This window comes from Halalkalibacterium halodurans (assembly GCF_005671335.1).
In the GTDB taxonomy this organism is placed as follows: Bacteria; Bacillota; Bacilli; order Bacillales; family Bacillaceae_D; genus Halalkalibacterium; species Halalkalibacterium halodurans.
This window is the reverse complement of sequence record NZ_CP040441.1, coordinates 3,821,038-3,846,577: the sequence shown is the minus strand read 5'-3', so window position 1 is coordinate 3,846,577 and position 25,540 is coordinate 3,821,038. Positions and strand designations below refer to the sequence as shown.

The window sequence follows — 25,540 nt, the reverse complement described above, 5'->3', positions numbered from 1 at the left end:
AAGGAAAGAGGGGGCGAAGCTATCATATAGGAATTTACATGAAGGAGGGTTTCATTCACGACAATAGAGGAAAGCGAATGAAGATAAGGAATCACGGCAAGAACAGTTTTGAAAGGGAATTGTTTTCGCATCCATCATCAGGATCATGTTTTTTTCTACACGTACCCACAACCGCCGAAGACAGTTGGTTACACTCAGAATGGACTGAAAGGGAGTCGGGTGTTGATAAACGTCACTCATCCCATCAGAACAGTATGATGGGATGATCGGAATCCATGAAGTAACCCTGGCAATGTTTCTATCTTACGACGGCAGTGACTAAAAGCCATCGATTCTCTTTATTTATCCCCGTGTTTAATAAAAGGGACGAGATATTCCGCATCTCGACCAACTCCACAAACGAGGGCGGAGCCACGCTGATATTGCCACGGCAACCCTAAAAAATAAAGCCCGCGTATGTTTGTGATCCCTCGGTTGTGTATCGGCCAGCCGTTGGTTGCAATGACGCCGTCGATGTCAATCCATTCGTACGAGGGAGAGAATCCAGTGGACCAGATGATGCGATCAAATGACAGCCGGCTATGGTCTGCAAATTCAACTTCTTTCCCTTGAACGTTCACGACTCTAGGCTTTAGATGGATCTGGTCTTTTTTGATCAATGATTTCAGTTCTTTTCCGAAGATCGGATCTTTCTGTTTTTTAAACCATCGTCCTCTTGTGGTATCAACCCCTGCATACAACAATCCGCCCCATTCCAGCCAACTAAACATGCTTTTGCCTAAGAGCTTGAGTGGTAAAAAACGAAAGGGATGACTGATCGCCATCGTTACGTTTTGCTCTTTTGCTAATTCTACTGCTATTTGAGCTCCCGAGTTTCCTCCTCCTACAACTAATACGGATTTCCCGGGGATTTGTGCAGGATTACGATACGCTGATGAATGAACTTGACTCATTTCGTCGTTTGCTGAATCCAGCACTGGAGGGAGGTATGGCTTTTGAAATGCCCCTGTTGCGATGACCACTTTTTCTGCTTCTATCCATCCGTTATTTGTCTTTAGGTGAAACCGCCCATTTTGTTGCCGAGTGACCTTATCGACCTTTGTGTGATGTCGCATGGGAAGGTTGAAATGGCTTGCATATTGTTGCAAATAGGATGCCATTTCATCTTTGGTTGGAAATCCATTTGGGGCACCATCCATTGGGAAGCCAGGTAGCTGACTATATGTTCGTGGTGTAAATAAAACTAAGGAATCATAACGGTTTCTCCACGAATCACCCACTTGCTCGTTGGCATCTAGAATCATGAACGGAACCTTTTCTTTTACGAGATAATATCCCATTGCTATTCCGGCTTGGCCTCCGCCGACAATCACCACTTTAATAGATTCCATGTTATAACCCCTCTCGAACAATATTCAAATATTCATTTGAATATTATTATATATAAAAGAGACAACAAACGAATTAAGTTTACTCTGACACGAATTGGATGATGGTGAGAAAGAAGAAATGTTGAGCGCCACTTTTTGTTGAAAGTGGGAGAAAGATATTATTTCACTGGATATGAAATTTAATTTCACTTACCGTTGATTATTTGTAGTTATTTAATATTATTTAATCAATATTTATATAAAATAACTAGTCGTTTTATCCTTAATAAAATCCGTAAAAAAATATGGAAAAATGTAAATTTAGAACCTTCTGTTTATTTTCTGGTCCTAATTATAAAAATTAGGAGGATTTATCTATATATAGAGCATTCCTGTAATGAAAGAATTTGAGGTTTGAAACAGAAAGAGCCCTCCTGTACGATACGAGGTATCAGTAGCTACTGATCCTTAATTAGTACGAAGGAGGACTCAAGATGAAGTATAACCAAAATCACAAAATCAAGCAAATCACCGAATCAACACTCGTTATTGGCGTGGATATCGCCAAGGAGAACCATGTGGCTAGAGCTCAAGATGCCAGAGGAATTGAATTTGGCAAGCCAATGAACATTGAAAACAGCAGAGCCGGATTTCAACGATTTCGTTTGTGGATGAAGAGCCTCATGCGAGAACATGCCAAACCGGATGTCATTGTAGGTTTTGAGCCCACAGGGCATTACTGGATGGCATTTGCCCAGTTTCTGCGCCATGAAGGGATTAAGTATGTTGTCGTCAATCCGATGCATGTGAAGAAGAGCAAGGAATTAGATGACAATTCGCCCACCAAAAATGATGTAAAGGATGCCCGAGTCATCGCTCAATTGGTCAAAGACGGACGGTACTCTGAACCCCAAGTCCCCACTGGCATATATGCTGAATTACGTAATGGGATGAACCTGCGAGACCGTCTACAAGAAGACTTACAACGCGTTCGGGGGCGTATTCTCAACTGGCTGGATCGCTTTTTCCCTGAATTTCATGAGGTGTTTAAGATTTGGGAAGGAAAGGCTGCACTGATGACGCTAGAGGCGTTTCCTCTCCCGCAAGAAATCATCAATCTGGGTGCGGAAAAGATCCTAAGACACTGGAAGCAAGAAGTGAAACGAGCCATAGGGATCAAGCGAGCCAATGCGCTTGTGGCGGCCGCCAAGCGTTCTGTTGGTCTTACGGAAGGTCTGTCAATGGCTAGGCAAGAACTCCAAAGCTTGATGGAACAATACCAGTGTTTGTGTGGACAAATGGAACAGCTCATGCAAGATGTAGAAGCATTACTAGAGCAGATTCCAGCTGTGCCCTACATGATGAGTATTCCAGGCGTGGGACTAGTGACAGTGGCTGGCTTCCTGGCTGAGGTTGGCGATCTGTCCAACTACACGCACCCACGACAGGTTCAAAAACTGGCAGGATTCAATCTGCGAGAAAATACCTCAGGCAAGTTCAGAGGTCAAACCCGCATTACCAAGCGGGGACGCCCCAAACTGAGATCCCTGTTGTATGCAGCGATACGCCCCATGGTGGCGAAGAATCGGGAGTTCAAGCAAATGCATGAGTACTTAACGACACGCTCCGAGAATCCGTTGAAAAAACAACAATCCATGATCGCGTTGTGCTGTAAGTTGATTCGCGTGTTATTTAGCTTAGGACACAAGCGTGTGTCTTACAATGGAGAAAAATGTCTCGGACACATCCGCTTGCAACAAATACAGAATGCTGCTTAGTCATGTTGAAGAAACACAAATATCTTTAAATATCTAGGTGTGCAGATCCTTGAAAAGCGAAGCACGGAGAAGCCTGTTGATTAATTTCACCATTCGGGCATAGACCCTGCAAAGGAGCTTTTACAGGCCTCCACCTCTGGTTAGGTTGGACGAAGGAATGTGCGGGCAAAGACCCTGAGAGAAATGGGAGGGTAACCCCCAGAGAAATGTGGAGATCCACTGGTGCGATCATATTTTTAAAGCGAGAAAGCATGATCTCTACCAGGATGGCATTCATATTTCCAACAAATGCATGAAATGCAAGTGTCATCTAATCAGAGGATAACAAAAGGCAATGAAATTCTAAGATATTTAAAGCATTTTGAAGAAAATCTTAATTTATAGAGGGAGAGTAAAATTTGTAACATATTGTCTAATTGTGTAATTGGACAATGAATATGTTGTGGAAAGGAGTCGTTCGAGAGAGAATTCTGGATACATTTTGAAAAAATGGAGGGAGAATCATTGAGGAAGAGGATCATAGTCAACACTTTTAAACAGTATCTCACGCTTTTCATGGTCTTTTTAATTGTTAGCAGTGGCATACTGCCAATGTATCCTGCACCTCTCTACGCAGAGGGGAACCATCGGAAGACGAATGGATCCTATCCAAAGAGGTGGAGGGGCAAACGAGTAAAGAAGTTGGGAAAGAAGAAGAATTCAGCTATGATATCAATCTCAAGGTTCCCGATGATCTCGAAGAATTTGAGAATCTAACGGTTATCGATGAGATAGATTCACGTTTAACCATCCAACAAGTCAAAGTCGTGGTTGATAATGAAGTCGAATCGATTCCATCTGACCTTGACGGGCAGAAGGTGTCAGTCGAATTTTTAGGGGATCAACTCAAGAATCTAGTTGGAAAAACAGTGACCGTTTAAGTGACGGTACAACTGAATGACGATGTCGAAGCTGGTGAGCAGATTGAGAATATTGCTGAAGTGATTGGCGATGGAACTTCTCTAGTAGAGTCAAACAACGTCACTGTGACGATTATGGGAGATGAAGAACAACAAGTAGAAGAAGAGGAGGCTGAGTCAGAGTCTAAGCTTGAACTAGAACAACAAGAGGAAGCCTCTGAAGAGGAAGAGACTGTTGTTGGCATTAACAATGTTGAAGCCAATAATGTCTTAGAAATAAATGATGTAGATTCGTATGGCATTTCTATTAATATTTTGGATGGCTCTCTTTCTCAAATTCGCCAATTTGACGGTAATAATTTTAATGCAGATCCTAAAGCAATTGTAATGGTTACGGGAATTCCAGGGAATGTGCTGGTTAGTAACGGGTTAGCTGTCCACCCGACTGAAAATGCGTTTTATGCTTATGGCGCATCACCTGAAATCCCACATGGACTGTATCGAATTACGCCAGATGGATCAGCCGAGTATGTTGGAAATTTAGACGGCGTTGCTGCTAATGGAGTCATTTCGCAAGATGGCAACATTTTTCCCGTCTGTATATTGCCTACAATCGTTGGTATAACAATGATGTAAGAGCAATATAGAAAGGAATAAAGCATAATAGGTTGAAGGATCGTTTCTCTTTATACTTTAATGTTCTTCAGTAAGGTTTGTGTTTTGCTTTCATTTTTGCTAACCTAAAGTACCTAATTTATTGGGAGGTGGGAGGATGCGCTATTTCAAGCCAAAGGAAATTGCCGATGAGCTACATATTAGTACAAGTGCATTAAGACACTATGAATCGTGGGGAGTTGTCCCAGCACCTGAGCGTGCCGAGAATGGGTACCGTCTCTACACGAAGGTTCATCTTGCCTATTTTCGTTGTTTACGATCCATGGTTCCTGGCTTTGGCTATCAACTGACCTATGACGTGCTTCGACACATCCAAAAGAAAGAGATGAATGAGGCGTTTTGGCTCGTTAATGAGGAACAAGCGAAATTGCATGAGGAAAAACGGCTAGCGGATCAAACGTTGGCGATGCTGCAAGAACCCGATGTTACCGCCTTGAACAATAGGCGTATTAAAAATAAAATGACAATCGGTGAGGCTGCGGAATTGACTAATGTCCAGACGTCAGCCATCCGTCATTGGGAAAAGGAAGGCCTTCTCTCACCAGAGCGGAATCTCGAGAACGGGTATAGATTATATACACCTGTCCATATACGACAAATTTTATTGATTCGGACGTTAAGAAAAACGGTCTACTTTCTAGATAAGTTGAAGGAAGTCGTTGATGCGGTTGAACATCAAAGCATTGAAAAAGCAAAAAAGATTACAGAAGAGGCACTTGTGAGTATCCACCAGCGCAATCGTCAACAATTTAACGGGGTTCATCAAATGATCGAGCTGTGCATTGAAGTAGGTATGATGGAATATAACGATCCGTCTCTGTTGTATTTGCCTTATCAATATGAAAATCATAAGTGAAACAGCCACACCTTTATGGGCGCGGCTGTTCGTTTATTCATAACGTAATGCATCTACTGGCTGTAAATTCGATGCTTTAAAGGATGGCAAGAAGCCAAAGATGATTCCGACGATCATCGAGAACAATAAACCACCGATGACAGCTGGAAGGGAAATAATAAAAGGCATACCGATGAAGGAGGAAATCACTTTCGCTCCGCCAAGCCCAAGCAAAATTCCGAGCGCTCCTCCTAAGCTTGTAAGGACAACGGCTTCCGTCAAAAACTGAAGGAGAATAACGTGTCGTTTTGCTCCGAGCGCTTTTTTAATTCCGATTTCCCGTGTTCGTTCTGTGACGGACACGAGCATAATGTTCATCACCCCGATGCCGCCAACTAATAAGGAAATGCTGGCGATTCCACCGAGTAACAATGCAAATGCTCGGTTAAATTCGGCCATTTCTTCTGCAATAGCTTCCATGTCTGCAACTGTATACTGAGCGGCTTCCATTTCGTATGGACTTAAATCACTGTTTAAATGGATGGCCGCTAGTTCTCCTGCTTCCTGAATATGATCGGAAGAGGTGGCCTGCACTGCGATTTGCGTGGGGCTATCAAAACCTTCAAGTAATGGCCAAACCCCTTTTGGTACATAAATCTTTGGCTGTGACCAACCACCGTAAAGCCAGTCAACTTCCGTTCGTTCTGAGAAGACACCGACGACACGAAATGGAATACCAGACAAATCGACAAGTTGATTCACAGCGTCTCCATTAGGGAATAGCTCATCTCTTGCGCCTTCACTTATAAGGATGATTTGGTTTTTCGAGTCAAACTCGCCTGGTCTGAACGTCCGCCCTTCGACCATATAGATCGGAAAAAGCTCTAAAAATGTCTCGTCCACACCGAACATTTGTGGGTAGGATGAGTTCGTCATATGATAAGCCTGTGTATTCCACGATTCATGGTAAAGGGATATCTGATTCACCATTGGATAGGAACGAATCGCTTCGACCGTCTCCTCCTCAATTGGAGGTGCTGCCATGTACGAGGTCGTTTCGTAATAATAGTGATCTTCACCCCTGCCGCGGATCATGTCCGTACTTTCATAAACAACATTAATCGTATTGTTCCCTAAACCAATCATAGAACTTTTCAATGCTTCACTTTGTCCTTCAATAATGGACACAATCGCAATAATGGCAGCGATCCCAATAATGACTCCTAACATCGTAAGAGCGGAGCGAAGCTTATGAGCAAAGATCGATTGAAACGATATGCGAATATGTTCAAACATGAGCAGTCTCCTCCTCCGTGAGTAGTTCGCCGTCACGAATGAAGATCGTACGCTCTGCCTTTTTTGCAACGTCGTGGTCATGTGTAATCATCACGACAGTCTTTCCTTCTTGATGAAGAGAAGAAAATAGCTCTAATACTTGTTCGCTTGACCGAGAGTCTAAGGCGCCCGTCGGCTCATCGGCTAAAATAAATCGAGGATTGGTGACTAACGCACGAGCGATAGCCACGCGTTGTTTTTGTCCTCCAGAAAGCTGTGTGGGCTTAAAGCGCACCCGGTCCTCAAGACCTACTTTTTTTAATGCGTCTAGCGCTCGCTCACGCCGTTCTTGTTTTTTCGCCTTTGCGTAGACAAGAGGCAATTCGACATTTTGTAGCGCCGTTTGCCGAGGTAACAGGTGGAACTGTTGAAAGACAAAGCCGATCGAGCGGTTGCGAATGTCTGCAAGTAAGCCGTCTTTTCGCGTTAATAAATCTTGCCCATCGAGTAAGTAATGACCTGTCGAAGGCCGATCGAGGCAGCCGAGAATGTTCATGAGTGTCGATTTCCCAGACCCAGAAGGGCCCATAATGGCGACAAACTCGCCTTCCTTAATCGATAGGGAGATGTTTTTTAAAATTGGGACTTCCTCTTTTCCTAGCTTGTACGACTTTGAAATGTTATTCAAGGAAATCATCATACATCATAACCTCTCTTCCTTCTTCGAGCGAAGGACTAGGGCCTACGATAATATCATCTTCCGTTAAGCCGTCAACGATTTCAATTGTAAAGTTTTCAGGATCACTAGCTCCTGTTTCAACAAATCGTTTGGCGGTTAACAAGTTTTCATCAGCTACCCATACAAAAGCTTGTCCATCGTCATCGAACTGTACATATTCTTCAAAAAGGACGACCGTTCCGCCCTCTTCATCATGAAGCACTGGTTCGATGTTGACATGAAAGCCAATTTCAAGCCCTTCATGTTCATCGATTCGAACAGTGAACGGATAATTTGAAGATTGAGGATTTGAATCGTACATGTCGTACCCCATGTCGTCCTGATCACTGCCAACAGGAATTTTACCGATATCGGTAATCACACCGACCCATTCCTCGTCTCCACCTGTTTTCTTTGTGATTTTTACTGGCATGTCCACTTCGAGTGTATCAAGAATAAATTCATTAACTTGGCTTTTTACAAGATAAGAGCCCGTTGAGACGACTTGAATAAACGGTGAATTCATCGCTTCACCTTGCATCCCTTCAACTAAATCTTGATTGATTGACTGCACGATCCCGCTGCTTTTACTCATCACGATCGCTTCTTCCTCAGCCGGCACGAGACGGTCGAGTTGTTTCTTTGTTTGCGCAGCTTCTAAATTAAGCTGGCGTAACTCAAAATCTAGCTGTGCGCGCTCCTCTTCAAGCATTTCCTTTTCTTCATCATCCACTGCATTTTTAATTGATTTGTCTAGCTTCTGTTTCTTTTTCTCTGACTCGTTGATTTGCAAGTATGCTAGATCTAATTGGAGCTGGAGTTGATCTCGCTCATCATCGATATCCTCGTTTAATTCGTATTCAAAAAGAGGTGTCTCCTCATCAATTTCATCGCCTTCCTCGACGAACACTTCTTTTATTGCTCCTTTTTCGGGATCATAGTAGATGTTTTCATTCTTTTCCGGTTCTACTTTCCCTGAGAAAAGTCCGTGAGACTCTTGAACCATCATTAAATCTCCTACTCTTTCTCCGAAAATCTCGCCGTCATCCATGAAATCTGATGACGCAAATTGAGCGGGTAGCAGGTAGCGGTAGCCGACAAAGCCAATTGCAATGAGGGCTACAAGGGAGATTGAAACAATAAGCACAACTTTTTTCTTCATTCGATAATTGACCCCTTCCGAATTATTACTGTCATTATTATGAAGTAAATTCCTTAAACTAGCAACAGAAAAATTCTTAATTTAATCTTAAATTTTTGGTTGGTTTTTTTATAGGAAAATATACTTATTTTAAATGAATTAAGGCTAGGATAGTCCAAGGATGGGAGCCTATTGTCTCTATCTTTCTAATATTTCATAAAAATTGGAACATAAAATCAAAGAAATGCCCTTAAGTCTTAAGAAATTTGACCGATATTATTAGCGATGATTGAAAAACTTAAGGAGGTACTCCATGAAAGGATCATCCACATTAAAAAAAGTAGTGATTTCATCGACTTTTGCCACGGGTCTTTTTCTTGCGACTCAATATGACACGGCTGATGCCGCGTTAGGGGATCAAACACTTCGAAAAGGCCAATCTCATCCGGATGTGAAAGAACTGCAAGAGGCTTTGAAGAAGAAAGGTTTTTTTAACTATCACACTTCTACTGGGTACTTTGGTTCTATTACAGAGGACGCTGTTCGTGAATTTCAAATGAAGCACGGCTTGCAGGTTGATGGAATTGCGGGACCACAGACACTGAATGCGTTGCTCTCCCAAATGAATGGGAATAATGGGGGACAGCAAACGTCTAGTTCTACGCCTAGCTCCACATCGAATTCTACGATTCTACGTTTCGGCTCCAGTGGACAAGCGGTTCGAGATTTGCAGGAAAAGCTGAAAGCGAAAGGCTTTTATAATCACTCGATCACGGGTCAATATGGACGTATCACAACGGAGGCTGTTAGAGAGTTTCAACGGGCGAATCGTTTATCAGTTGATGGAATTGCAGGGCCACAGACGTTAGCTGCGTTGACGAATCAAGCACCGGCTGCATCTGCCCCGCAGTACAATGCCCCGGTACAGCAAACGACCGTTCTCCGTCAAGGATCTAGAGGTGATGCTGTCCGTGACTTGCAGCGGTCATTAAAAGATCTAGGTTATTATAGGATGTCTGTTGATGGTATTTTTGGTGCAGGGACGACAACAGCGGTTCGTGAGTTTCAGCGAAAAATGGGGTTGACCGTCGATGGAATTGCAGGGCCGCAAACGTTAAATGCGTTAAATGTCAATCCGAGGCCAAATACATCCAATGGGCAGTCTTCCTCATCTGGAGGCAATACAGCGCCGTCAGGAAATCGAGGGGCGACCATTACAAATATCGTGGCCAATGCAAGTGAGCTCATTGGGACACCTTATGTTTGGGGAGGAACGACACCGAGGGGCTTTGATTGTAGCGGCTTTGTTCAATATGTGTTTGCGCAACAAGGCGTTTCCATTCCTCGAACCGTCGCACAAATGTGGAATGCTGGGACTTCTGTTTCACAACCAAGCGTGGGGGATATCGTCTTTTTCGATACGACGGGTGGACCGTCACATAACGGTATTTATATTGGAAACAACCAGTTCATCCACAGCGGTTCCTCAACGGGTGTCACCATTGCGAGCATGAATAATAGTTATTGGGCATCTCGCTATCTTGGAGCTAAACGACTCTATTAATCATGTTTCTGCTAGTGATGAAAGACATAGATGGAATAAAAAGAGTCTCAAGAAGCTGCTTGCTTCAAGAGACTCATTCTTTTTGGCTCTACAATAAATGTTGGGGTTTTTGCACAAAAGAGGGCAAAAAAAATGCACGCAGGCTCCTTTATCCATTATCCTTGAATTGCCTAGAAACAAAGAAAGGATAGGAGCTGCGTGTACGATGAATTTTACCATGGATTTGCCCGGATTAAAAGGTGTGAAGGTCACAAAGATGGAGGAACGAGAGGACTTTATCGCGCTCCATGTAGAAATGCCGCGAACGCCTCATCGTTGCCCATCCTGCGGGGAGAGAACCGAGAGAATCCATGATTACCGCATCCAAAAAGTTCAACATCTCAAGCTCTTTGAACGGTGGGTGTATCTATTCTATCGAAAGCGCCGGTACGCGTGCAGATGCGGGAAGCGGTTTGCGGAGAAAGCCTGTTTTGTAGAGCGATATCAGCGTCAGACAGTGGAATGGAATCAAGCGTTTCGCTTACGGCTCATTCAAGGGAAGAACTTTACGGACACAGCGAATCAATTCCAAACGTCCGTGACAACTGCCATGCGCCGGTTTGATCAATTGGCGGCCCCCCTCGTGAAGAAGGTGGATCACCTTCCTCCTCGGATTGCGATTGATGATTACAAAGGGGATACGAATGCGGGGAAATATCAAGTGATCATTGCGGATGCAGATACACGGAAGCCACTGGATATCTTACCGGATCGTAAAGCCGATACGCTTAAACGATATCTTCAAGAGAAGGGTCATCATGTGAAAACAGTCGTGATGGATCTCAGTTATACCTTCAAGTCGGCTGTTCAAAAGGCCTTAGGCCACCCGCTCATCATTGGGGATCCGTTCCATTTCTGTCGTTACATCTACTGGGCTCTGGAAGGGGTTCGCCGCCGAGTGCAAAAAGCGTTCCATCCGTATCATCGAAAACGATGTAAACGGATCAAACATCTGTTTCAGAAAGAGAGAGAAGGACTGGATGATAAGCAAAAGAAGAAGGTGGAGCGGTACTTAGAGCTATCCCCTGATTTAAGGGAAGCGTATGAGCTAAAAGAACATTTTCGTCAGTGGTATCAAGAAGCGAAGATGCAAGGAAGGGAAGGACGAATGAGCGAGGTGAAGCAAGGGCTCTACGCCTTTTACCGAAGAGTGGAGGCGAGCCCGTTAAAGGAGTTCCACCGAGCCATTCAGACGCTGAAGAACTGGCAGACCGAGATCTTGAATAGCCTCGCGTTTGGCTTAAACAATGGTTTTATTGAAGGACTGAATAATCAAACGAAGGTGATTAAGAGAAATGCCTTTGGTTTTCGGCGTTATGATCGCTTGCGAAACCGTATTCTCTTGCATCATCAATTCAAACATCAAACATTCGGGGTAGGATAAGAGGGGCTCGCCCTCCTATGCCACCCCAACATTTGACTAAGAACCTTCTTTTTGCCATAGGCGGCTTATGACAATTCTAAATGGGACTTTAATTCTCCTTGGACTCGAGCGATCTCTTCCTGAGGGATGATCAAATAGTAAATATTGTTGATTCTTGTCCCTTCACCAGTGATTTCGAGATGCTCGATATTTTTGGCAGCGCCTCGATAGTTCGATTGAAGTTCCCACATGCCATCAAGCTGCAAGTCTGTTCTTACCGATTCACCGACTGCATCTAAAATGGCACCTGCTTTTGTAATAGAAGAAAATTGTGCGCCTTGCTTAATGACAGCTTCAACGATTTGACGCTGGCGATCGTTACGACCAAAATCACCGCGATTGTCCTGTTTTCTCATCCGTGCATAGGCAAGTGCTTCGTCACCTGTTTCAAGGAAAATTTCTCCTTCCTCGAACTGGTAACCGTTTTGTGAAAAGGCAAACGCGTTTTCGACGGAAACACCGCCTAGTGCGTCAACCAGCTGAGTAAATCCATCCATATTGATGCTTACATAATGATCAATCGGAATGTCTAAAAAGTTCTCAACGGTATCAATGGTCATTTGGGCGCCACCAAAAGCATACGCGTGATTGATCTTGTCATCAGTCCCGCGTCCAACGATTTCCGTTCGAGTATCCCGAGGGATGCTTAACATTTTAATCGATTCTTCCTTCGGGTTAACGGTGAGAACGATCAACGTATCCGACCGCCCAGCGTGTGTGTCTTCTCTGGAATCTACACCAGCGATTAAGATCGAAAACGGATCTTGAGCACTTATATCAAATGCCGCATCGCGTTTGTCCGATTTATCTCCTCGGTCTAGAGGTTCATGCATTTCGCCAGCTGTATTTTGAATACTTGAATATAAGTAAATACCGTACCCGATAATTGCTACAGTAATCGTTCCTAAAATCAGTCCGATGGCAATCAAGGCCTTTTTCATTTGTCATCCTCGCTCTCTATATGCGTAAAAAATTGTCACATCTTGCAGAAGTGTACGAAATTATTATAAGATTTATGGAGGACTTTTACAATCGAATTTTTGTAAGTAGCCGCTCTGATCATATGATATAATCGAAGAGTTAGTGAAGAGAGCGTCACAATCTTGTAGGAGGATTAGTATAAATGGAAGAAACTATTAGTTTAAAGGAAATGTTCCATACGATTATGAGAAGGCTCAAGCTTATCATCGCTTTACCTGTGCTTGCAGTCTGTCTTGCGGGGTTCGTCAGCTTTTTTTTGTTGACGCCAATCTATCAAAGTTCTACGCAAATTCTTGTCAATCATTCAAATGATAATCAATCATTTAACTCTCAAGATATCCGCACAAATATTGATTTAATTAATACGTACAGTGTCATTATAAAGAGCCCGGCCATTTTAGATAAAGTTATTGATAATTTACAATTGGAAGATACATATAGCCAGTTGAATGAACGCTTACAGATCAATAGTGAAAATAACTCTCAAGTTGTCAACATTACTGTTAAGCATGAGGAGCCAGCAATGGCTGTCGCCATTGCCAATGAAATCGCCCTCGTTTTTCAAAACGAAATCGTTGAGATAATGAATGTAGATAATGTGAGCATCCTCTCTACAGCAGAGCTAGGAGATTCGCCATCACCAGTTAGTCCGAGCCCGATGTTGAACATGGCGATCGCTTTTGTTGTAGGTCTAATGGGGGCAGTTGGAATTGCCTTTTTATTAGATTATTTAGATACGACGATTAAGGATGAGAAAGAAGTCGAGGATGTACTGGAATTACCAGTGTTAGGTGTCATCCCGAACTTTGAAAAATCAGAAGAAAAAAAACTTATTGTTTAGTTAGATAAAAGGGGTGTACACCTTGTTAGGAAAAGGATCTAAGCAAAAAAATGGAAGTGAGCAACGAGAGCTTATTACTCACATTAAAAAAAATTCGCCCATTTCCGAGCAATATCGAACCATTCGGACAAACATTGAGTTTGCCGCAGTTGATCGAGAACTAAAAACAATCGTTGTTACATCTTCTGGGCCAGGAGAGGGTAAGTCTACAACGTCAGCCAACCTCGCTGTCGTTATGGCTCAAAACGGTCACAACGTATTGTTTGTTGACGCGGATTTGCGGAAGCCAACAGCTCATTATACATTTCGAGCAGTGAATACTCGTGGATTAACGAGAGTGTTAATGAGACAAGAAACGCTAGAGGAAGCGATACAAGAGACAAAAGTTGAAAACTTGTCCCTACTTACAAGTGGACCGATTCCTCCGAATCCCGCAGAACTTCTTAACTCTAAAATGATGGAGCTTATTATAAAAGAAGTAAGAGATCGATTTGATATCGTGATTATCGACTCACCTCCTTTAAATGCTGTAACCGATGCACAAATTTTAAGCAGCAAATGCGACGGAACGGTTCTCGTCATTTCAAGTGGGAAGACGCAAAAAGAGGAAGCGTTAAAAGCGAAAGATTTGTTAGATAAATCGAATGCCAACCTTCTCGGTGTTGTATTAAACAACAAAGAATTACGAAATAGTAACATGTATTATTACTACGGGGAAAGTGACCGGTAGCACTCAATATTTAGGTGGTGTGTTTGGATGATCGATATCCACTGTCATATCTTGCCCGAGATTGATGATGGACCCTCATCACTGGAGGAAAGCCTCGTCATGGCTCGGGAAGCAGTCAAGGAAGGGATTACGAAAATAATTGCAACACCGCACCATTTACATCCGAATTATCACAATGAAGCGGCCGTTGTAAAAGAAAAAGTACGCAAATTAAATGAGGCTATTCAGAAGGAAAACATTCCTCTTGAAATTCTACCAGGGCAGGAGGTTCGCATATCCGGTGATGTGATGGATGGTCTTCTGTCAGGCGACATCTTGACGTTGGCTGATCAAGGGAAGTATTTGTTTGTTGAGTTTTCATCAAATCATGTCTCTCGTTATGCAGACAAGCTGTTCTTTCAATTGCTGTCTCAGGACATTATTCCGATCATCGTTCATCCAGAACGGAATCACGAGTTTTTAAAAAACCCTGGGCTTTTGTACGATCTTGTCAATGGGGGAGCTTTGACACAAATAACTACGTCCAGCCTTACAGGTCATCTTGGCAAAAAAATTAAGAAATTTACCGAGCAGATCATTGAAGCTGACCTTACGCATTTTTTGGCATCGGATGCACATAACGTAACGGAGCGAACGTTTCGGATTCGTGAGGCGTTTGCGCTAGTCGAAAAAAACTATGGTTCTAGTAAAGCCTATGAATTCCAAGAGAATGCGGAACTTCTCATTAAGAATCAGCATGTTATGGGGCCGCCGCCTCAGCCGATCGTAAAGAAGAAGCTACTAGGGATTTTTTAACATGGATTGAAAGTGAAGAAAAGGAGCTGAAAGAAGCGTTCACTTAGGGATTGAAGAAAAACTTAACTGAACAGCTTCAAGCGGAGGCAAAAAGGCCAGCCATACTCAAGCATATGTACTTGAAGTGGCTGGTCTTTGTCTTCCGTTATTTTACTGTAATTCATTTTCAGACATTTTTTCTGCTTGTTCAATAATTAATTTAACTGCATCTGCTTGTTTATCAGGTGGATACTTATATTTACGTAGAAGCCGCTTAACGGTAATGCGCATCTGAGCACGTACACTTTCACGTACATCCCAGTCAACTTTCATGCTATTTCGTATATTAATTGTTAGTTCTTTTGCAATTTGCTTCAGCACATCATTTTCATAGAATTCTCTGGCGGATTCATTTTCAGATATAGCATCATAAAATGCTAACTCATCATCAGATAAACCTAGTTCTTCACCTCTTTTATGAAGACTATTTAAATCTTTTGCCATTTCGATAAGCGTCTTTATAACTTCAGCAGTTTCGATTGACCGTTTAGCATACTTATTAACTGATGCTTCTAGCATTTCTGAGAATTTTTTAGCTTGAACAACGTTTTTTCTAGAAATCGCCTTAATTCTACCATCAAGCAATCTTCGTAATAGTTCTAATGCTAAGTTTTTTTGCGGAAGCCCTTTAACTTCCTCTAAAAATTCATCAGAAAGTATGGATATATCTGGTAGATTTAAGCCTACCGCTGCAAGAATATCTACTATCTCTTCTGAAATAACAGATTTTGAAACTAGTTGTTCTATTTCATATTCAACTTGATCTTTTGTTTTCTTAGGTTTACCCTTGGGTAACAATTTTATTATTCCGGCTTTGACCGCTTTAAAAAAACTTATCTCAAGGTTAATTTCTTGTGCTTTTTCTGATGTGGCGCACAGAGCATATGCTTTTCCTATCTCAACTACAAAGTTTAGAAAGTCTTTTTTTTCTTCTTCTTTTTTTCCAAGAATGAAGTCTACACATCTAACTATACAATCTATTCTTTGAGATGCTGTACCATCTAAGTAACAGCTATAATCGAATCCGTATAACAAACCTTTTATTTGCTCATATTTTTCCATCATTAAATCTACTGCAACCTGAGGATCAATACCAGTTGTTTTTCTATCAGAAGGGGTATATTGTGCAAGGGCACTTCGAAGATTATCAGCTATACCGATGTAATCTACAACTAATCCACCAGGTTTATCTTTAAACACACGATTGACTCGCGCTATAGCTTGCATTAGGTTATGCCCGCTCATAGGTTTATCAATATACATAGTATGCAAACACGGAACATCGAAACCTGTTAGCCACATATCACAAACAATCACAACCTTTAACTCATCATGCGGGTCTTTCATCCTTTTTGCAAGAATTTTTTTCTGAGCAGAAGTAGTTGAGTGCATCTGGAATTCTGGTGGATCTGACGCAGCAGATGTCATAATAACTTTGATTGTTCCTTTATCCACTTCAGAATTATGCCATTCTGGACGATATTTAATAATTTTTGAGTATAGTTTAACAGCTATGTTTCTAGACATTGTTACAAACATAGCTTTGCCACTGAGTGCATTCTGTCTCAGATCATAATGGTGTAAAAAATCCTTTGCAATAACATCAAGACGAGTATCGGTTCCTACAAGAGCTTCAAGTCTAGCCCACTTTTTTTGTTGATTGATTACATATGTTTCTTCTTGTTCTTTTACAATTTCTGCATATTCAATATCTATTTTAGGCTTGAACTCCTGAGGAATATCAAGCTTAGCAATTCGGCTTTCATAATATATAGGAACGGTTGTTCTATCTTTGACTGCCTGCGTTAAATCATAGATATCAATATAATCTCCAAATAATGCAGGTGTGTTTTTGTCACTCAATTCTACTGGAGTACCAGTAAAACCTATAAAAGAGGCATTTGGTAAAGCATCGCGCATATATTTAGCAAATCCAAAAGATACCTTGCCATCCTTCTCTTTTGCTTCTAGTCCATATTGGCTACGATGTGCTTCATCTGCAATTACTATTACGTTACGACGATTTGTTAGTGCTTCATTACTTTGATCACTTTCATCAGGCAGAAATTTCTGGATAGTAGTAAATATAACTCCACCAGATTCAACACTTAATAAATCTCTTAATTGTTTTCGGTTTTCTGCTTGCTTTGGAATTTGACGTAGGTAGTGAGCACTTTTGGCAAATGTTCCGTAAAGCTGATCATCTAGATCGTTTCTATCTGTAATAATAACTATCGTAGGATTGCTTAGCTCAAGAACTAATTGTCGGGCATACATTAGCATGGAAAAGCTTTTTCCACTTCCTTGTGTATGCCAAATAACACCTACTTTTCTATCTCCATTTTCTGCAGCAGCAATATGTGTTTTATATAATGCTTTTTTTACTGCAAAATACTGGTGATAACCAGCAAGTATCTTAAAAGATTTATCCTCTTCATGAACAAAAAACGTGTAATTAGATATTATGTCCAAAATACGTTTTTTGTCCATCATTCCTTGTAGCATTACTTTCAATTGAGGCGAAGATTCTGGTGCTTCACCGTTTCCATCAACAGTTCGCCAAAACATAAAACGATCAAAATCTGAAGAAATTGTTCCTACCTTTGCGTTTATTCCATCACTTGTAACTAAGAAGGCATTGTAATTGAAAATAGTAGGAATATCTTTTTTATATGTTTGTAATTGATTGAAGCCTTCAACAATACCAATATCTTCATTGGACGCATTCTTCAATTCAATGATTGCAAGCGGTATACCGTTTATAAAGACAACAACATCGGGACGACGTTCTTTACCATTCTCGATAATTGTATACTGATTTACAGCTAAAAATTCATTATTATCAATGTCTGTTAAATCGAAAATATAGGCTTTTTCAGTTTTTACATTTCCATCTTTTTTTCGTATTTCTACGTCGATCCCGTCAGTTATCATTTTAAAAAATGCGACATTGTTCTGTGTGATAGACATACTTTGATGGCGCGTTATTTTTTTTACCAAATCATCAATTACCTTATCAGGGTACTGTCGGTTAACTCTCTTGAGGGCACTGTGCAGACGATCATACAAGACAACATCTCCAAAACTCTCCCGTTCAGAAAAACTGCCGCCAGGTGAGATATCTGGGCCATAAATTGTTTGGTAGCCTAAATCTTGAAACCATTCCATTACTGCTTGCTCAAGATGGTATTCAATAAAATTTGACATATCACTCACCTACCTTTATGTGATGTTTGCTTTTTATGTATGAAGTCTGATGTTCAAGCTCTGGATACACAAAAGCTTCATTAATACCTATAATATCTAGTTCTTTAAGTATCGATTGTTTGTGCTCTTGCGGAATAACCAATGAGCGTGGAATGCCATCGCCAAAGTCTTTAATAAGCTGATCCTTTAAATTAAATGTGTTCTTAAGAAAATAATCTGGTTTTTCAATGTCTATACCCAGTAGTAAGAAAGCTCCATTTTGCCTTTTAATTCGTTCGTTATTTTTGGGGGCAACAACAGGAATATATTTTGTTCTAAATATGTTCTCAAGTTTTTCATTCTTTTCTTTATAATCTAAAGCATTATTTATTAAACCTTTTTGAACAAAATAGTCGACAAAAGCTTCAATGCTTTTTCCATCATATTCAGCAAGTGCAGCAAAATACTGTACTTGTTTTTCTGTTGGACGCTGTAATGATTCTATAAGAATAAGTATTTCGCCATCTTTATCTTCGCAAGTTTTATCAGAGCAGGCAAAATATAAAGCTATAAGAGGATTTGTTGTAACATCAATTAACCTTGTTGGAAGCCCATAATGCTGCATTTTCACGAGCTGCTCAAAATCAGTCATGTGATTACCAAACTCATATGGTTCTTGCAAAATCAAGTCATTAATTAATGCTGTCTCTTTACTAATCATGTTATTGCGAAAAATACTAGCATCCATTGGAAAGTCAATGTTTGCTTGCCCTCTAAATAGCAAAGTGCCTGTTATGTTATTTTCAATAATTGTGCTATTGTATCTTGAAATTTTGTCGAATAAGTGTCCAACACTAAAAACTGTAGTTTTCTCTTCGAATGCTTCTTCTACATATTCTTCATAATCAGTCATTGTGCCTCACCTACTTCCACTGGTAATTCGCCGCTTATAAGCTTTGGTAAAAGAGTATCTCTTATTTCAGCCAAAACATCATTTTCCTCTTTTAGTTTTGCTATTTTCTGCTCTATAGGTTTTGCTATTTCTTCAAATCGCAACTGAAGTTCCATTGGGGGTACGATTATATCAAACATTTTAAATGCTTCAAACGGAAAATTCTGGCGAGTTGTACCTATAGCATGGTGCTTGATATTTTCTAAAAACATAGGCTGTTTCATATAATAGTAGAAAAAAGTTGGGGTTATGGTTTCTTTCAATTCGAAGACAACATATATTGGGCTTACTAACCCAACATCAAAATCAGTCAGCATAGCAATGGAACCAATATTTGCTCTAGCAGGATTGTATGCCACTTGATTTCGTCTAACAATTTTGTAATTGGTAGTTTTTTTGCTGTATACCTGTTTGGTAAAAACATCATCAGAAAGTTTAAATTCACCTTCTTTTACAACTGAAAGCACCGGGTAATTTAAATTATCAATATTTTTTTCGCGAATTTCATTGATATTATTAAAAACATTAGAATAAACCCAACCATTAGGAATACCTTCTCTATGTTGATCAATATCCTTTGAAAAATTAAAGTCAATAAACCAATCCTTATAAATCGCCTGTATTAATTCCTCAAGGATTCTAATGTAATATTTATTCTTTGATATCTTTTTTTGTAAAGATGTAATTTTATTAGCAATATTCTTTTGAACCGAAAGTGGTGGTATTATTAAGTCAATTTTTTTTAATAATTTTATTGGTAGTTGCGGTTGTGCACTACCAGTTTTTATTGAATGAATCTGATTTTGAACAAATTTAGATTGTAATAAATAGTATAAATATTCATTACAATACTCGTTCTTAGTGTTTCTTAGAATAACCATTCCTGAGTTGATTCTAATATTATCATAAGGAACATTTTCATCATAAATGGCAACATTCCCCACAGTTCCTCTCGTAGTTAGAACAATGTCTCCCCTTGTTAGCTTTCCTTTGCGTAGTAACTCATCATGCTCTTGAGTAATAAAAATAGTATTTTGAAAATCAAATCCTGAAACAGTCACATTTTTTGCATTCAAAAATAAACAATACCCCTTGTCATAGAAATCGGTCTGCTTTGGATAATTTTTACCACGATCTCCATCGATTATTTCTATTGAGGTATTCTCAATAGGTACAATATCAAACATGAATTATACCTCCTCTATTGCCCAACCTATGCTACTAAGTTGATTTTTTATTTCTTTATCCAACTCTAGAGACTCAGACATAACCTTAGAAAGTTGATTTATCAATCTATCCATTTTCTTTTCGAAAGGCTCTCCATCTTCCTCAATTGGAGCAACACCTACATAACTAGCAGGAGTAAGATTATAGTCTTTATCTCTAACTTCATTTAAAGTAGCTATTTTCCAATAACCCTGCTTATCTTCATAGGTTATCTCTGTACCATCTGCCTTAGTGGCTTTCTTATCATGATTTCGAAAAGCGTGATAAATTGATGTAATATCATCTATGGTTTTGTCTGTTAATTTTCGTTGTGTACGACTATCTTCTAGTGGTTCAGTTTCCATATTGCGTGCATCAATAAAGAGTATTTCACCATGTCTGTCACGATGCCCATTTTTTAATTTGTTTCTTGTTATAAACCAAAGGCATACAGGAATAGAAGTGGTTGAGAACAATCCACCAGGCAAGGTTACAATACAATCTATTTTGTCATCTTCTATTAAATTTTTACGAATTGTATATTCACTAATAGTAGAAGATGATAGGGAACCATTAGCAAGAACAAATCCCGCTGTACCACTTGGAGCCAAGTGATATAACATATGTAGAATCCAAGCATAGTTAGCGTTGCCAGCAGGAGGAATTCCATATTTTCCCCATCGTGGATCATCAATTAAACGCTCGCCTCCCCAATCGCTTATATTAAATGGGGGATTTGCCATGATGTAGTCCGCTTTAAGATTTTTGTGTTGATCGTTGTGGAATGAATCGGCATTCTGCTGACCTAAGTTCGCATCTATACCACGAATGGCAAGATTCATTTTACAAAGTCTCCATGTATTATAATTGGACTCCTGTCCATAAATTGCAAGTTGACCGTCGATTCGTCCTTGCCTGTCTTTGACAAACTTTTCGCTTTGAACAAACATTCCTCCAGAGCCGCAGCAAGGGTCATATACTCTTCCATCATGTGGCTCAATCATGTTTACGATTAGTTCAACAACACTTCTAGGAGTATAGAATTCGCCTCCTAGTTTACCTTCAGCCCTAGCAAATTTACCTAGAAAATACTCGTAAACTGTTCCGAGAGTATCTTTGTTTGGGTCATTCCCAATTTCAATATTTGCAAGTAAATCAACAAGCTCACCTAAGGCAGTTTTGTCTAGAGAAGCACGAGCAAAATCTTTAGGAAGAACTCCTCTTAATGATGGATTTTCTTTTTCAATTGTATACATTGCATTATCAATTACTTGACCAATTTCTGGTGTTTTAGCTCTTGCAACAATATTATCCCAGCGGGCTTCTTGGGGCACCCAGAAAACATTCTTAGCAGTATATTCATCTTTATCTTCAGGATCTGCATACTCATCTTGTGAAATTTCTGCATATGCTTTGACAAAACTGTCAGAAATATATTTTAAAAATATAAGTCCTAAACAAATATGTTTATATTCAGCAGAATCCATATTATTTCTAAGTTTATCAGCCATTATCCATAAATCTTCTTTTCTTAACTCAGCCATTATAAAACTCCTCCATTACTAATGATGTTAAATGCTAAACATGGTTTTCATGAATTACATACCAAACTGATAGCAATTATATGTCGACACCTTCTTGCTCTTTTAACCTTATATATCTTTCATATGAAATAACAACAGCCTGCGGTTTATTCTGCTTGTTAACAATTACTATCTTGTCTTTTTCATTAACCTCTCTGAATATTCGAGATGCCTGTCCTTTTAAAAATTCAGTAATAGAATGATATTCTGGTATTGGATTTCCTTTTTCATTTACCACATGGACACCTCCTTAAGACAGCCATTTTGAATAATTATATCATTTAATCATTATAATTGTAAATACCTTTGACTAGATAAAAGTAATGACTTTTGATATGTTATATATTTCTTAAATTTCATTTTGCATAGGTGACTCTGAATCAAACTTTTAGACAAAAAAGTCGGAAAGTCTAATTGAAAAATCCAAAACTACAGCATTCAGCCTCCTTAAACTTAATACCACTTTCGCTCAAATTTGAGCAAAAGCATAAGCATTTCAGCCGTCTTTATCGGAAAAAAGACAGGCTGTTTTTTATTTTAGAGGTTCGAATCAATAGAATTCTTCGCTTATGGATGAGGAAGAAAATTATTTTTAGAAAATCCTCAACTAATGTATTCTACCAAGGCTATAAGGTGAGAGGAAAAATAATCCCCATTAGCTTCCAAGTTAAAAATTAATGAGGCACATAGCTAAGGGGTTAATAATTTCGGCTATTAGTAGAGGAAAGCAATTCACAGAAATATTTGTTCCTGTACTCAAACTGCAGGCTTGTGTCTTGTGCATGATGAGAGGAAATTGCCTTAAAAATACTCTGTGGATTTGCCTTTCTCATGGACAATCAATGAAAGCATAGTTTTTCTCTCACTGCTCCTTGACAACTGAATACCTCGAAATGCAAGAGATACTTCAAGCAGAATATGCCATGACGATAATTCCGAGCGTAATCCTTGAAAGATAACGAGGTTGTGTCAAACAAGTCAAACCCTCTGGAACAGTAGCGTTTCGGGTCATTTATAAAAGGCAAGGAGGTGAAATAACTGAAAACAAAATATGATAACTTGCCACAGAAGCTTAAAGATAAGCCACAGTTTTGCTGTTGGAAATATGAAGAGCGAAGTGGTAGAAAAACCAAAGTTCCCTATAACCCGATAACAGGAAAAAGGGCAAAACCAAATCAACGTGGTACATTTAAAGATTTTAGTTCGGCGGTAGCTGCTATAAGTGATTATGACGGTATCGGATTTTTGGTGGGTAATGACATATGTGTTATCGACTTAGATGATTGCTTTGATAGCAGCGGTAAGCTTAAGCCTGTTGCCCAAAATGTTGTAGAGGCTTTTAGGGGTTGCTATATGGAACACAGTCCGTCTGGAAAAGGGTTGCATATTTTCTTTAAGGCCACAGGCTTTAACTTTGACAAAACAAAATACTATATCAACAACAGAAAGCTGGGAGTTGAGGTCTATGTGGCTGGAGCAACAAACCGCTTTGTTACCGTAACGGGAAATATGTTTGCAAATGGTGATATAGCGGAGAAATCGAATGAGCTTCAGATGATACTAGACAAGTATATGTTGCGTCCTACCCCTGTGAAGCAAATTCTGGATACAGAAAGCCAATCCTATCTGTCTGACAAGTCTGTTATTGAGAAGGCTTCTAAATCAGTAAACGGAGAAAGGTTCAAAGCATTATGGCAGGGTGATACATCAGGCTATGCTTCTGCCAGTGAAGCTGATTTGGCACTTTGCGGTATGCTGGCATTTTGGTGTGGCAGGGATATTGGACAGATGGACAGACTTTTCCGGCAGAGCGGCCTAATGCGAGATAAATGGAATAGACCACAGTCCGGCAGTACTTATGGAATGATAACCATAGAAAAAGCTATCGCAAATGCTACTGAAATATATAAACCAGGTGGTATACATTCATCAGCTACAGAAGATTTTGGTGAATGTTCCCTTGCTGATTTTAAGCCTGAGAGTAACGATCGCTACCCTTGGACGGATATTGGGGCAAGCAGGCTGTTTGCTGATTATTATAAATTTTTTGCCCGCTATGTTCCTGAAAGGAAAATGTGGTTTTGCTATGCGAATGGCATTTGGATTCCTGATGTCGGTAATCTAAAAGTAATGGAAATGTGTAAATCATTGGCTAACCAACTGCTAACCTATGCTTTGACTATTCAGGATGAACATCAAAGAAAGGCATACATTGACTATTGCCGAAAGTGGCAGTCAAGAAGATACCGAGAAACGGTGCTTAAGGATGCACAGAGCGTATATCCCATATCAATGGCTGAATTCGACCAAGACCCGCAGGTACTCAACTGTGCCAATGGAACATTGTTTTTAACATCCATGGATTTTTGTCCCCACAACAGCGAGGACAGACTTACTAAGATATCTGGTGTTAAATATGACCCGGAAGCAAAAAGCGAGCGATGGGATAGATTTATTCATGAGATTATGAGCGGAGATGAGGAAAAGGCAAAATTCCTCCAAAAAGCCTTTGGCTACAGTATCAGCGGAGACACTCGGTATGAATGCCTGTTTGTTCTCTATGGTGCTACAACTCGAAACGGTAAAGGTACGCTATGTGAGAGCGTTCTTAAGGTATTAGGCAGTTATGGCTGTACCGCAAGGCCGGAGACTATCAGTCTGAAAAAGAACAATAATAGTTCAAGTCCAAGTGAAGATATTGCCCGGCTTGCAGGAGTACGCTTTGTGAATATCTCCGAACCTAGCAGAGGACTTGTCTTAAATGCTGCACAGGTAAAAAGCATGACGGGTGGTGACACCATCAACGCAAGGTTTCTACATGAGAATTCTTTTGACTTTTCGCCAAAGTTTAAGCTGTATATCAACACCAATTATCTGCCAGTCATTACGGATATGACGTTGTTTTCTAGTGGTAGAGTGGTAATTATCCCTTTTGAACGACACTTTGATGAAAACGAGCAGGATAAAAGCTTAAAACGTGAATTTGCCAAACCGAAGAATCAGAGTGCTATCCTCAACTGGCTAATTGAAGGCTATCAGCTGTTAAAGAAGGAAGGCTTGACTTTACCTGATTCTGTTAAGACAGCAACGGAGGCTTATAAGCGTGACAGCGACAAAATAGCATTATTTTTCGAGGATGCCTTGGAGGAAAGTCCTAATAGTGAGGTGCGGACATCCGAAGTGTATGCCCGGTATCAGCGTTGGTGCAGTGCCAATGGATGTTATTCGGAGAATGCAAGAAACTTCAAACAGGCATTAACAGCTATCGCCCGTGTAGAAAGGAAACGACCACGTTCTGGTGGTGGAATGACCACAATGCTTATCGGATATAAGCTGACAGAAGAAGAGTTTTTTCTTATTTAAACACAGTGTAGCAGCTTGTAGCAAGAAAAACAGGTTATATAAAAAATCACTCTCGTATAGAGAGTTTAGTTTTTACCTGCTACATCTTGCTACAAAGCTTAAAACCACTAAAACACTGGATATGACTCCATGTGTTGATACCTACCC

Annotated in this window: 20 protein-coding genes; 10 read left to right on the top strand and 10 right to left on the bottom strand. The window is 40.2% G+C overall.

Going from position 1 to position 25,540, the window contains the following annotated elements:
• Positions 1–338 precede the first annotated feature (338 nt).
• Positions 339–1,391 carry a flavin-containing monooxygenase gene (locus FED51_RS18760; RefSeq protein WP_053430221.1) on the bottom strand — a complete coding sequence of 351 codons (1,053 nt, stop codon included), beginning with the start codon at positions 1,389–1,391 and terminating at the stop codon, positions 339–341.
• Between the two features lie 473 nt (positions 1,392–1,864).
• On the opposite strand from FED51_RS18760, the gene FED51_RS18755 reads away from it, so the two are divergent.
• The 4 genes from FED51_RS18755 to FED51_RS18740 all read left to right on the top strand — a co-directional run bounded on the left by FED51_RS18755 (position 1,865) and on the right by FED51_RS18740 (position 5,578).
• A complete protein-coding gene (locus FED51_RS18755; RefSeq protein WP_053430222.1) occupies positions 1,865–3,148 on the top strand; it encodes an IS110 family RNA-guided transposase in 1,284 nt (427 codons plus the stop codon).
• A 656-nt stretch (positions 3,149–3,804) separates the two neighbouring features.
• A complete protein-coding gene (locus FED51_RS18750) occupies positions 3,805–4,068 on the top strand; it encodes an isopeptide-forming domain-containing fimbrial protein (protein WP_053430223.1) in 264 nt (87 codons plus the stop codon).
• Positions 4,069–4,683, top strand: coding sequence for a hypothetical protein (locus FED51_RS18745; RefSeq protein WP_053430224.1), 615 nt, complete (start codon positions 4,069–4,071; stop codon positions 4,681–4,683).
• 136 nt (positions 4,684–4,819) lie between these two features.
• Entirely contained in the window at positions 4,820–5,578 is a 759-nt protein-coding gene (locus FED51_RS18740; protein WP_053430225.1) for a TioE family transcriptional regulator, read from the top strand.
• Between the two features lie 33 nt (positions 5,579–5,611).
• Here FED51_RS18740 and FED51_RS18735 read toward each other — a convergent pair whose 3' ends face one another.
• The 3 genes from FED51_RS18735 to FED51_RS18725 are packed head-to-tail and all read right to left on the bottom strand — an operon-like array spanning position 5,612 to position 8,712.
• On the bottom strand, positions 5,612–6,853 hold the full coding sequence (locus tag FED51_RS18735) for an ABC transporter permease (RefSeq protein ID WP_053430226.1): 1,242 nt from the start codon (positions 6,851–6,853) through the stop codon (positions 5,612–5,614).
• Complete coding sequence (locus tag FED51_RS18730; protein ID WP_083445607.1) at positions 6,846–7,529, bottom strand: ABC transporter ATP-binding protein; 684 nt, start codon at positions 7,527–7,529, stop codon at positions 6,846–6,848. Before FED51_RS18730 ends, FED51_RS18735 begins: the two co-directional genes overlap by 8 nt.
• Complete coding sequence (locus FED51_RS18725) at positions 7,513–8,712, bottom strand: efflux RND transporter periplasmic adaptor subunit (protein WP_010899798.1); 1,200 nt, start codon at positions 8,710–8,712, stop codon at positions 7,513–7,515. The genes FED51_RS18730 and FED51_RS18725 overlap by 17 nt, the downstream gene beginning before the upstream one ends.
• Positions 8,713–9,004: 292 nt before the next feature.
• On the opposite strand from FED51_RS18725, the gene FED51_RS18720 reads away from it, so the two are divergent.
• Positions 9,005–10,255: a C40 family peptidase gene (locus FED51_RS18720; protein WP_083445447.1), complete on the top strand. Its 1,251-nt coding sequence runs from the start codon at positions 9,005–9,007 to the stop codon at positions 10,253–10,255.
• 205 nt (positions 10,256–10,460) lie between these two features.
• Complete coding sequence (locus tag FED51_RS18715) at positions 10,461–11,678, top strand: ISL3-like element IS651 family transposase (RefSeq protein WP_138090144.1); 1,218 nt, start codon at positions 10,461–10,463, stop codon at positions 11,676–11,678.
• 65 nt (positions 11,679–11,743) lie between these two features.
• Here FED51_RS18715 and FED51_RS18710 read toward each other — a convergent pair whose 3' ends face one another.
• Positions 11,744–12,658: an LCP family glycopolymer transferase gene (locus FED51_RS18710; RefSeq protein WP_053430228.1), complete on the bottom strand. Its 915-nt coding sequence runs from the start codon at positions 12,656–12,658 to the stop codon at positions 11,744–11,746.
• A 182-nt stretch (positions 12,659–12,840) separates the two neighbouring features.
• On the opposite strand from FED51_RS18710, the gene FED51_RS18705 reads away from it, so the two are divergent.
• From FED51_RS18705 to FED51_RS18695, 3 genes are read left to right on the top strand one after another with little or no spacing between them, the layout of a single operon-like run.
• Positions 12,841–13,539: a YveK family protein gene (locus FED51_RS18705; RefSeq protein ID WP_053430229.1), complete on the top strand. Its 699-nt coding sequence runs from the start codon at positions 12,841–12,843 to the stop codon at positions 13,537–13,539.
• A gap of 22 nt (positions 13,540–13,561) precedes the next feature.
• Positions 13,562–14,269, top strand: a complete 708-nt coding sequence (locus FED51_RS18700; RefSeq protein WP_053430230.1) for a CpsD/CapB family tyrosine-protein kinase — start codon at positions 13,562–13,564, stop codon at positions 14,267–14,269.
• Positions 14,270–14,296: 27 nt separating this feature from the next.
• Positions 14,297–15,064, top strand: a complete 768-nt coding sequence (locus FED51_RS18695) for a tyrosine-protein phosphatase (protein WP_053430231.1) — start codon at positions 14,297–14,299, stop codon at positions 15,062–15,064.
• 150 nt (positions 15,065–15,214) lie between these two features.
• On the opposite strand, the gene FED51_RS18690 is transcribed toward FED51_RS18695, so the two are convergent.
• From FED51_RS18690 to FED51_RS18670, 5 genes are all read right to left on the bottom strand, one after another.
• On the bottom strand, positions 15,215–18,310 hold the full coding sequence (locus FED51_RS18690) for a type I restriction endonuclease subunit R (RefSeq protein ID WP_138090948.1): 3,096 nt from the start codon (positions 18,308–18,310) through the stop codon (positions 15,215–15,217).
• A gap of 1 nt (position 18,311) precedes the next feature.
• Positions 18,312–19,202 carry an FRG domain-containing protein gene (locus FED51_RS18685; protein ID WP_053430233.1) on the bottom strand — a complete coding sequence of 297 codons (891 nt, stop codon included), beginning with the start codon at positions 19,200–19,202 and terminating at the stop codon, positions 18,312–18,314.
• Positions 19,199–20,428 (bottom strand): restriction endonuclease subunit S, encoded by a 1,230-nt coding sequence (locus tag FED51_RS18680; RefSeq protein WP_053430234.1) that lies wholly within the window; start codon positions 20,426–20,428, stop codon positions 19,199–19,201. The genes FED51_RS18685 and FED51_RS18680 overlap by 4 nt, the downstream gene beginning before the upstream one ends.
• A gap of 3 nt (positions 20,429–20,431) precedes the next feature.
• On the bottom strand, positions 20,432–21,991 hold the full coding sequence (locus FED51_RS18675) for a type I restriction-modification system subunit M (protein WP_053430235.1): 1,560 nt from the start codon (positions 21,989–21,991) through the stop codon (positions 20,432–20,434).
• 76 nt (positions 21,992–22,067) lie between these two features.
• Complete coding sequence (locus tag FED51_RS18670; RefSeq protein WP_053430236.1) at positions 22,068–22,268, bottom strand: type II toxin-antitoxin system prevent-host-death family antitoxin; 201 nt, start codon at positions 22,266–22,268, stop codon at positions 22,068–22,070.
• Positions 22,269–23,089: 821 nt separating this feature from the next.
• On the opposite strand from FED51_RS18670, the gene FED51_RS18665 reads away from it, so the two are divergent.
• Positions 23,090–25,393 carry a phage/plasmid primase, P4 family gene (locus tag FED51_RS18665; protein ID WP_053430237.1) on the top strand — a complete coding sequence of 768 codons (2,304 nt, stop codon included), beginning with the start codon at positions 23,090–23,092 and terminating at the stop codon, positions 25,391–25,393.
• Positions 25,394–25,540 lie beyond the last annotated feature (147 nt).